Consider the following 10,681-nt stretch of genomic DNA (forward strand, 5'->3'; position numbering starts at 1 on the left):
CCAATTTGAGAACCGTATTTCGTCTCCGGGTCGTCATCTCGGCAAGAACACAGGGGGATTTGGAGAGCGCCATCCATGGCACTGGATTCCGGCAATCCATGCCGGAATGACGGGTATGTAAAACTATGGCTTTCTGATTGGTCGCGGTTTATCTTATTTATATAAGCCTATCAAAAATTTAGAAACGTCCGCAAAATAATGTAATCGCCTGAAATATGATTATTAACCCCGTATTCGTGCAACCATTTCAATGACAGACTTATGTCTCTAGCATCTAGCTTAAAATTATACAAAATGGCAGGTCCAATACTACTGTACTCAGCTAATGGTAAATTACTTGGCACGCTAAGCCCTTGATCTTCAGTAAGTTGTTGATAGTACGAGCCAGCTAAACCTAGACCGAAATTTGAATTAATGTAATAACCTAGTAAATAATCAAGATGGAGTTCATCACCTGTTCGGTAGTCCGTTGCCGTATTTGTCGTATTGACCATATAACCTAAATTTAGTGATAACTCATACGAAGTGTTTAAAGGCTGCCATGTTATAGCTACGTTACTATCTAACGTCCAATAGTTTCTGCCTTGATTTAAACTACTATTTTTATCATACGATCCCGTCGGCAAGACCACACCCTCAAACAGCAACAAAGAAAACTGTTGCCACTGCCAAGAAAACGCTACAGGCAAGGCATACATATCCCCCCAACCGGCTCTAGCGCTAGAACTTACATCTGAACCAGAAACGCTTTCAGCTTGGGTATGAAGCACATACGGAAAAAAGCCAAATAAATACTTTCCTTCTAGTAACTTAACGTCTGTGATATGAAGAATTCCAGGCAACTCAAATATCAGTTCATTGCTGGCATTTGAGCTTTCAGCAGTATTATAACCCGCAAAATTACTCAGGTAATTGCCGGAAGTCGGCATTAGCGCCATACCAAAATCACCATAAAAGCCAGGTAAATAGCTACTACCACCATTTTCTGCCGCTTGCCCAGTACAACTGAGTACACTTAATACCACTAGTATAGGGATAGTAATACAAAGACAATTATTCGAAACATTCATAAAGACAGAGCCATAACTGAAAAAATTAAACAGTCGGCATCGTAATTGACACACGTGTACCTATACCGAGCGTACTGTATAGTTGAATCTCACCATCTAGTAACGTAATTATTTCTTTAGCAAGTGAAAGACCTAGACCATTTCCAGGGATTGCACCACTTTTATCTACTCTATAAAATTGCTCAAAAGCCGCTGATATTTGCTCATCGGTCATTCCTATGCCCTCGTCGACGATATTAACCTCAACTTTATGTGTCAGTTCGTGATAAACCGTGTCAATAAAGATGTAAGCACGTTCTGGAGAATATTTAATCGCATTATCAATAAGATGAATCAATACCTGTCTAAATCCGGCAACATCAATTTGCACCATGAGATTATGAGTAGGTTTATGAAATACAATATCACCTCTATTTTTAGAAAATCTCGTATCGACAATCGCCTCTTCGATAATTTGCGTCAATGAGTACGTTAAAATAGTTAAATCTCCTCGACCTCTCTCCATGATTTTTGTATAGTCGAATAACTCATTGACCAATTTATTCAAATGCTTAGCTTGCTCATAAATCGTAAAACATATATTTACCTGACGATGGACTGGAATTTTTTCCATAGTCAATAACTCACTGTAACCCAATATACTGGTTAAAGGCGTACGCAACTCATGGGTAGCATGAGCTAAAAAATCATTCTTGATTCTCTCTATCTCCTCGTTTTTGGTAATGTCATGAAAATAATAAACTTTACCTAAAAAACTCACTCGAGTTATTTATGAAAATTTCTTTAGCGCCACATAGCAAAATCTTTAATTGCGGCCATATTAATTTCATACGAAATAAATCATTAGAAAACTTTGCAATATCAATAGGCAATTCAGTTAATTCCGCTAAACGAGTAATCAACTCTGATTCTGTTAATTTCAGGGCTGCTGATTGACTGATACCCGTAAATTCACTAAATGCTCTATTGACTAACACAACGTCAGCACACTGATTAATTAATACATAGCCGCTAGGACTGACATCGAAAATTGTCTGTAACTGCTCAGACTTTTTAGTAATTTCATTTAGTGCATTATTTAAGTCAGTATTAGCACATTCTAATTTCTGCCCCATTACAACGATACCGTTAACCGTTGAATCTAATTCTGTTACGGCAAACTCATCTGTCACCTGAACGGGTTTTCCATTAGCAATATCAATCACCATCATATCTATTTTTTTTAGTGGCTCTGAAATAGAAAGACTCATATTTCTTGCACGTAAATACAAAATGTAAAAAAAGACCAAGTAAAATAAGAACATGCCTATAATCATTAACCACGCAATCTGCTCAAGATGGTTAGCGAGCGTATTAGCTGGTTCAAAAATTCTAGCTTCTTCTGCAACAAGAATAATTTTCCAACCAGTAATCGGAATAGTAGCCCATGATAATAATTTGTCTGAAGCTAACTTAATATGGCTGATTCCATTCGGTTCACCTTTAATCAAATTCTCGATCAAAGGGTTCGCATAGATATTAAACTCCCTTTCTCTAAATGTATCCCACTTAACAACACCCACATAACTTCGCTCCGTCAACCCTTGGACCCGCCAATCTTTTTCACCTTGTTGTGGTAAGGCTAATATGGTTCCGGCACGACTAACTAATACGGCATAACCCTCCCAAGGTATAGACAATTGATTCACTTCATTAATAATGTCTTGAACCGTAATATCTATTCCGACGACCCCTTCTAAGAATTCCTGATTTAGTTGATTGTAAACAGGCGCAATACAAGAGGTCATCCAGCCCTGACCAGCCGGGTCGAAATAAACATCGGTCCAAACAGGCCCACGACTTGGATTGTGTTGCGCATCGGCTTCATAGTAAAAATTATATTTGGGTATATCCATTTTTTCCGGATATTGATTAATCACGTCAAAATAAGGATAAATACGGTTTAGTGAATCATAAGTATTCATATACGTTTGACGCACTAAAAGGAAATGCATTTTTTATCCCAATCAAACGCTGGGTCCAGGCCTGCACTCCGCATGGCTTTGTTCTGTTCAGCCTTACCTATGGGAAAAAACGCCACTAAAATACACAGCACTCGCGCCGGTATCTTTTATAGTGTAATAAGCCCCACTAGGAGAGAACGCAAAGCGGGATGGCTCGTCCATAACTACCGAATTACCGCTATTCGACATCACTTTAGCAGCAAATGCTTGTAAGTAAGTTGCCGCATAACTAATAGTACTTAACTGATGATTAACGCCATCCGCTTCTCTGAGGGCAAGATGGCTTAGCTGATGCTTTGCTATAGATTGAATAGTTTTAATATTTTTCTTTAGTAAAGAAGTGATTACTAAAAAAATAAACACTTATTAAACCAAACTCTAATATCAGTAAGGGTATTAACGAGGTTTTAACATACGCGCTCCATACCCACTTAAATAAATCAATACTTCTATGAGTGGATTTTTTCGACATAAAACAGATTTAGCTCGTACTTGTTTTAAGACATTTAATAAATTTGACACCTACTTTGTGAATAACACAGCTCTACTGTTGGTTATGAGTGTCTTAACGTCAGCAAATAAACAGATAAATGGTTATAGCCAGTTTTTTGTTATTAAAATTTAGTTTTAACAAACTCACATCTTAGATGCCATTTTAACTATTTATTCACTTTTTATAAATATTTCCCACAAAATTTTATTGATAATCTGCTTATATAGAAAATATAATCAACATATTGGCAAAATATGAAAATACTGCATCATCCTTAATGACCAATAATTAAATTTTCTAAGGCGACACTATAATGAAGCTCTGCGACACAGCTTTAATTTTAATAGGTTTTCAACACGACTATTTTTCTAGCACTGGCATCCTCAGCAGTGCTATTGAACAAAGTAAAATAAAATAATATAGTGAATAACACAGTGGCTCTGATTAATTCCCTAAAATTAACAGAACTATCTGTTGTATCAACACCTATTACTTTTTCAAAAAATTATCAGGAACTTGATGACGAACCGGTAGGAATTTTAAAACTCATAAAAGAACTTGGCGCTTTTCAAGAAGGTGAGCTTGGTAGTCAAATCATTCCAGAACTGTTGGCTTTTGGTAATAGAATTGACTACTTAAGTGGTAAACATGGCTTTAATGCTTTTAATGACACGAAGCTAGAGTCTTACTTAAGAACAAAAAAAATCGAAAATATCTTGTTAGCTGGGGCAGTAACCTCTATTTGCATAGACTCTACGGCACGCTATGCAACTGAAATCGGTTTTAAAGTAACCATTATTAGCGACTGCACATCTGCACGCACTTTATTTGAACAAAAAATTTTACTGCGAGCAAATTTTTCCACTCTACGCTGATGTAGTTGATTACAAAACCATTACAAGCCGCTTATTAGCAAGTCAAAAGCTCTACAATTGGATGTATTAATGACAAACGAAGAAATTGAAACGGCAAAAGATAGGTTGTATACACAAGCTAATTACCGGCTAGTAAACGCTCTATCAGAATATGAAGCCCGCTTTAAAGATATAATCGAGCAACTAGATGAAATTGTCTTTACCACTGATAAGTCTGGCACATTAACCTTTTTAAATTCAGCATGGGAGACGCATACAGGTTTTACTATTCAAGAAAGTTTAGGCCAGCCTATATTTAATTACATATTTTCTGAAGACTTAGAATATTTCGTTGATTCCTTTAACAAGAAATCAAGCAACACTATAGAAATTCGCTTTATACATCAGCAGGGCGAGCTATTATGGTTCGATACATCCATCAAACAACATATCACCTCTACTCCAGAAGACTTTCAATACATCGTTGGAAGATTCGTAAATATTAATAAACGAGTAAAAACCGCAAACGAGTTAAAAGAAAATAAAGAGCGCTTTGAACTCGCTGCAACTGCTTGCAATGATGGCATCTGGGATATGAATATCGAAACCAACGAAGTTTATTTATCGCCGCGCTGGAAAGAAATGCTGGGATACAAAGATTATGAATTAAACAACGTTTTTTCGACATGGCAAGACCACCTTCATCCAGAAGATGCTGACAAAAGCATTGACATTTTTAACCAAGCGATTCAGGGCAATAATCAATTCTATGAGAGCGTGCATAGATTAAAAAATAAATCGAATAACTGGCTCTGGATTTTATCTCGTGGAATTATTACTAGGAATGAGCAAGGCAAACCACTAAGAATTGCAGGTTCTCATACCGACATTACCCGCTTAAAACAAATTGAAGAACAACTCGTCGAGCGGGAGCATCAACTTAATACAATTTTTAACATTAGTCCTGATGGTATTGTCACTATATCTGACACTGGAAGAGTAAGCGCTTGTAATCAGAAATTTCTCGAGATTACAGGCTTTTCATTCCAAGAACTGTTATCAATTCCTGAGATAGCATTTAATAAAAAGCTCGATGCCCTAAGTTGTCCGGAATTTTCTACTATTTCATTGAATGAGCAAGATAATTTCTCAACGACGATTAAAATTCAAGCTCAAAACAACTCATTAAATAATCCAAGCAGCTCTAAATTCAAGATATTTAAGCTAACAATCTGTAAACTTCGTAACGATTTGTTATCAAAAGTTATTTATTTTCAAGATATAACGATTGAGCATGAAATCAATCGTATGAAAAGTGATTTTTTATCAACAGCTGCCCACGAATTTAGATCACCGATGAGTAGCGTTTATGGTTTTACCGAGCTACTGTTAACAAGAGATTTTGATAAAACCACTAGCCGACAAATTTTACAAAATATTTATCAGCAATCAGCCAGCCTAATTAAGATGCTGAATGATTTATTAGACCTGGCAAAAATTGAAGCACTAAAAGAAAAGCAACTCGAATTTAAAAAGCATTCATTGAAAACTGTAATTAAACAAGTTTTAACGGAATTTATGGTACGAGATAATGAGCATCAAATCAGTACCTATTTCATTGATGGGGATGATTTCATTTATCTTGACATCAATTATGCAAAACGCGCATTAAACAACATACTAAGCAATGCTGTTAAATATTCCCCTAAAGGAAGCAAAATCATCATTTCAACAACATTACGAAAAAATCTGAACGAACCAACAGAGATTGGCATATGCGTTAAAGATAATGGCGTTGGCATGACAAACGAGCAACTAACCAAGATTTTTGACAGGTTTTGGCGAGGAGAAAATGCCTATAATGTTATCGGCACCGGGCTAGGCATGTCATTAGTAAAAGAAATAATGGAATATCTCAACGGCACAATAGAAATAGAAAGCCAAGTTGAAATTGGAACACAAATAAGCTTGTGGTTTAAAAAAAATAGTGCTTATGAAAACTAAAAATCTAGCTTCTCCCGCTAAGCTTTTGATTATTGAAAATAGTCAGAACATTCGCAATCTCATTAAACAATCGTATGATTCCTCATATACCATTTTCGAAGCCGATAATGGCGATGATGCTATCAAAATAATCGCTAAAGAACGACCAGAAATCATTTTAGTTAATATCGGAATATGTGGAAAAATTGATGGTTTTAGCGTTTGTGCATACGCAGAGTCATCTGCCCTAAATGCTTGCAAGCTAATTTTTGTCAAGGCAGAACATCATAATAATAGTTTTAATATAGGTTACCAATTAAACGGCATCGCCAACTGGCTAATGCCTGCTAATTTAGTCATAGGATATTTTTCGAATTAACTAACCTAGTTATTTTTAGGTACTCAACTCTAAAATAGCGAATTTTCCTACATAGAACTTAGAGAGATTGCAATATCATAAAAATATTTTCTCTAAATTAAATTTTCTGATAGAAACTATGATGAAACTAAAAATATTAATTGTTGACGATAATCCGAATATTCGCCAACTGGTCGCAATCACTATGGAATCTTTAGACTGCGAATTAGCCGAAGCTAGCAGTGCTGATGAAGCGATTAAATTATTAGATAATTTTAAGCCCGTACTGATTTTTCTCGATGTCATGATGCCTGGCACAATGAATGGTTATGACTTGTGCAAACATCTGAAGAGCACTCCAAGGTATGATTCGATAAAAATCATTTTATTAACAGCTCGTGGCCAAAAATGCGACATTGAAGAAGGTGTTAAAGCAAAATGCGATAGTTACATGGTAAAACCCTTCAGTCCACTTGACTTGCTTGAGCAAACAAAAGCAATACTTAGGGATTCCACAACCATCTAAGCGCAATTGAAACATCAAGCACAAACCGCAATAATCCTAGATTGACAATAACTCCCCCTATCGATTAACAGCTCTATTTTGCTGTCAATAAAAACTAAACCATTCTGGCGCTCTAATGCCAAAAAAATGCCTGATATGCGCTTTATCACGGGCTTTTATTTAAGTAGTGGTTTACATGGCTCTTACGGTAAACTCCTAAAGTCAACATGAGTGAGATACAATGAACCGTAACCAGATGAAAGCCGGTAGTTGACAGAACACAAGCGGCTGGTACACATACGCATACTGCCTAGTCACAAATGCTAGCCCCTACGCCTCACAAGGAATTTTATGGAATTACTCGATTTATCACGGCAAGCCATTTTGGCACCGGTAGGACTTTTAGATCATGACGTTGAAACAATCATGAGCAGCTTGCTTAGCGCGCCGGTCGATGCCGCAGATATTTACTTTCAAGCGACCCATTCAGAGTCCTGGGTTATGGAATCTGGCATTATCAAAGAAGGCAGTCACAGTATCGAGCAAGGCGCCGGAATACGCGCGGTATTAGGGGAAAAAACCGGCTTTGCCTATAGTGACCGTATCGAATTACCGGTACTAATGGAAGCGGCGCATAACGTCAAAGCGATATTACGGCAAGGTCAAGATAACCAGGTTAAATTAACTACGCAACGCAATAAAAACTGCTTTTATCCAGTCAACAATCCAATTAAATCGCTAAGCGACTCTGGCAAAATCGACTTATTAAAACAGGTAGAAAATCATACTCGTCAACTCGACCCACGTATCGAAGAAGTGATTGTGAGCTTATCGAGTTCGCATGAACATATTTTAGTCGCCGACCAAACAGGTCATTTAGTCGCTGATGTTAGACCTTTAGTGCGCATGAATGTCACGGTTATTGTCTCGGAAAATGGTAAACGCGAGCAAGGCAGCATGGGCGGCGGTGGTCGTACCGATTATAACTATTTCTTAGAACAGGAACGTGGCTTAAATTATGGTCGAGAAGCGGTGCGGCAAGCCTTAGTTAACCTATCAGCAGGCCCGGCCCCAGCCGGGACGATGCCGGTAGTATTAGGCCCTGGCTGGCCGGGTATTTTATTGCATGAAGCGATAGGCCACGGCTTAGAAGGTGATTTTAATCGTAAAGGCACATCCGCGTTTAGTGGGCGCATTGGCGAGCGTGTGGCGTCAAGCTTATGTACCATCGTCGATGACGGTGCGCTACCTGGACGGCGCGGCTCGCTCAGCATAGATGATGAAGGGACGCCTACCCAGCAAACGGTGCTTATCGAAAACGGTATTTTAAAAGCGTATATGCAAGACAAATTAAATGCTCGTTTAATGGGTGTTGCACCCACAGGAAATGGCCGCCGCGAGTCTTATGCAAGCTTACCGATGCCTCGCATGACCAACACTTATATGCTGCCCGGCCATCATGACCCGGACGAAATGATTCAATCAGTCAGCAAAGGCTTATACGCAAAGAATTTTGCCGGTGGTCAAGTCGATATAACATCCGGTAAATTTGTCTTTACGGCCAGCGAAGCCTATTTAATCGAAAATGGCAAAATCACCCGTCCTGTCAAAGGCGCAACGCTTATTGGCAATGGGCCCGATGTGCTTACCAAAGTATCTATGGTCGGTAATGATTTAGAGCTAGACTCAGGTGTGGGTACTTGCGGTAAAGACGGTCAAAGTGTGCCGGTTGGCGTCGGTCAACCTAGCTTAAAAATTGATGCATTAACGGTGGGTGGCACACATTTTTAATATAATCTTTTGTTGCTGTAGTGCGCTGTGCGCACCTTTTTCATTGATTATTATGATGTTAATAAAGGTGCGCGTAGCGCACCCTACCTATACTTTAAACGGTTAAGTTTTCGGTTTTTGCAACTCGCTGTAGGGTACGCTACGCGTACCTTTTTATTGATTTTATTACGATTTTTTAGTGGTACGCACAACGTACTTCGTTTAGGCATTATCCCAAAAGCGGCTAGTTTAAGCCAATAGCTTAAGTATGACTCGACGCATTGCGGTAAACTAACTTCTGCACTACTAAACTACCGACTAAATCCCCTTCGACATTAACCATCGTTCTCACCGTATCGAGTAAGCGATCAATCGGTAATAGAATCGCAATCGCTTCTGCCGGCAAGCCTACCGATTGCAGCACCATCACCATGGTAACCATGCCAGCGCTGGGAATGCCGGGGGCTCCCATAGCTGCAATCATCGCAGTAATAAACACGATGAGTTGTTGACTAAAGTCTAAGTCGACGCCGGTTAAATTAGCGACGAATAGCGCGGCGGTCGCTTCGTATAATGCCGTACCGTCCATGTTAATCGTTGCGCCTAGCGGGATAACAAAGCCAGCAATATCGGATTTCACATGTAAATGCTGCTCGGCACAACGTAAGCTCACTGGTAACGTTGCCGAGCTTGAGCTAGTCGCAAATGCTGTTATCAGCGCCGTGCGAGTATGGCGGAAAAAATGTTTAGGCGTGACACGCGTGACTAACCACAATAATAACGGCAACACGATAAACCCATGAATCAGCGTCGTGGTGATGACTAAAGCGATAAACTGACCTAAGCTCATTAACAGTTGGTGCTCTTGATTAGCCGCTAATTGGCTAATAACGCCATGATGCCTATTGGCGCCAAAACGCATAATCCAACTGACTAATAGCAACATGAGTTCTTGTAATTCTTTTAACAAGAACAACAGGTTCTTATAGCGTTCGCCACCTACGACTAACGCAACACCTAATAACAGCGCAAACACGACAATTGCCAAAACATTGCCTTGCGCTAACGCTGCGATAGGATTCATAAACAAGCTGTGGCTGAATTTAAGTAAAAACTCACTGGGCTTTAACGATTGTGCTTGATAGCCGCTAAGCGCATGGTCAAACATTGACAAATGCAAGCCTTTGCCGGGTTCCAGCCAATTCGCTGCCGCTAAGCCTAGTACGATGGCCAATGCCATAGACACAGCAAAAAAGCCTAGCGTCATTTGCCAAACACGATGAATTTGCTGGTGTTCACGCAGGTTTGCAATACCGACCGCAATCGACGCAAACACCAGCGGCGCTAAAATCATTTTTAACATGTCAATGAACAGCCCGGCCGCTAAGCTACATAAAAACACACCTTGTTGCGTAATAGCGTGGTTAGCGCCTAACAGGTTAAATCCTATGCCGAGTGCGATGCCGGATAACGCGGCGATGAGGATTTGGGTGTTTAATGGTAAGGTCATAATTAAAGTTTTAGGTGGGCATATAAGATGCATTTATTACACCAGACAAGAGTGTATTTTGAAATATAAAAACTATTAATACTTTATTTTAAAACTAATCTGTATTTAGTATTTTCGTTATTAATTCAATATAAT

At 38.9% G+C, this 10,681-nt stretch carries 10 protein-coding genes; 5 read left to right on the forward strand and 5 right to left on the reverse strand.

From position 1 onward, the window contains the following. Positions 1-170 precede the first annotated feature (170 nt). The 4 genes from VZ94_RS23495 to VZ94_RS16350 form a co-directional block, all read right to left on the reverse strand. Positions 171-1,070 carry a SphA family protein gene (locus tag VZ94_RS23495; protein WP_082081755.1) on the reverse strand — a complete coding sequence of 300 codons (900 nt, stop codon included), beginning with the start codon at positions 1,068-1,070 and terminating at the stop codon, positions 171-173. Between the two features lie 25 nt (positions 1,071-1,095). Beyond that, positions 1,096-1,830: a sensor histidine kinase gene (locus VZ94_RS16340; RefSeq protein ID WP_045780037.1), complete on the reverse strand. Its 735-nt coding sequence runs from the start codon at positions 1,828-1,830 to the stop codon at positions 1,096-1,098. Then, on the reverse strand, positions 1,814-3,034 hold the full coding sequence (locus tag VZ94_RS16345) for a PAS domain-containing protein (RefSeq protein WP_192828677.1): 1,221 nt from the start codon (positions 3,032-3,034) through the stop codon (positions 1,814-1,816). Before VZ94_RS16345 ends, VZ94_RS16340 begins: the two co-directional genes overlap by 17 nt. Positions 3,035-3,127: 93 nt before the next feature. Continuing rightward, positions 3,128-3,436, reverse strand: coding sequence for a hypothetical protein (locus tag VZ94_RS16350; RefSeq protein WP_045780039.1), 309 nt, complete (start codon positions 3,434-3,436; stop codon positions 3,128-3,130). A 552-nt stretch (positions 3,437-3,988) separates the two neighbouring features. Between VZ94_RS16350 and VZ94_RS16355 the strand changes: the two genes are divergently transcribed. The 5 genes from VZ94_RS16355 to tldD all read left to right on the forward strand — a co-directional run bounded on the left by VZ94_RS16355 (position 3,989) and on the right by tldD (position 9,057). Beyond that, entirely contained in the window at positions 3,989-4,441 is a 453-nt protein-coding gene (locus tag VZ94_RS16355; protein WP_275575302.1) for a cysteine hydrolase family protein, read from the forward strand. A 69-nt stretch (positions 4,442-4,510) separates the two neighbouring features. Then, the gene (locus VZ94_RS16360; protein WP_131655600.1) at positions 4,511-6,424 is read left to right on the forward strand and encodes a PAS domain S-box protein; all 1,914 of its coding nucleotides are present in this window, start codon (positions 4,511-4,513) and stop codon (positions 6,422-6,424) included. Further along, a complete protein-coding gene (locus tag VZ94_RS23500) occupies positions 6,414-6,782 on the forward strand; it encodes a response regulator (RefSeq protein ID WP_052700657.1) in 369 nt (122 codons plus the stop codon). Before VZ94_RS16360 ends, VZ94_RS23500 begins: the two co-directional genes overlap by 11 nt. Positions 6,783-6,900: 118 nt before the next feature. Beyond that, positions 6,901-7,287, forward strand: a complete 387-nt coding sequence (locus VZ94_RS16370; RefSeq protein WP_204369184.1) for a response regulator transcription factor — start codon at positions 6,901-6,903, stop codon at positions 7,285-7,287. A gap of 330 nt (positions 7,288-7,617) precedes the next feature. Beyond that, the gene (gene tldD, locus VZ94_RS16375; protein WP_045780041.1) at positions 7,618-9,057 is read left to right on the forward strand and encodes a metalloprotease TldD; all 1,440 of its coding nucleotides are present in this window, start codon (positions 7,618-7,620) and stop codon (positions 9,055-9,057) included. A gap of 241 nt (positions 9,058-9,298) precedes the next feature. Here tldD and VZ94_RS16385 read toward each other — a convergent pair whose 3' ends face one another. Continuing rightward, positions 9,299-10,546, reverse strand: a complete 1,248-nt coding sequence (locus VZ94_RS16385; protein ID WP_045780046.1) for a dicarboxylate/amino acid:cation symporter — start codon at positions 10,544-10,546, stop codon at positions 9,299-9,301. Positions 10,547-10,681 lie beyond the last annotated feature (135 nt).

The organism is Methylocucumis oryzae (genome assembly GCF_000963695.1).
Taxonomy (GTDB): domain Bacteria; phylum Pseudomonadota; class Gammaproteobacteria; order Methylococcales; family Methylomonadaceae; genus Methylovulum; species Methylovulum oryzae.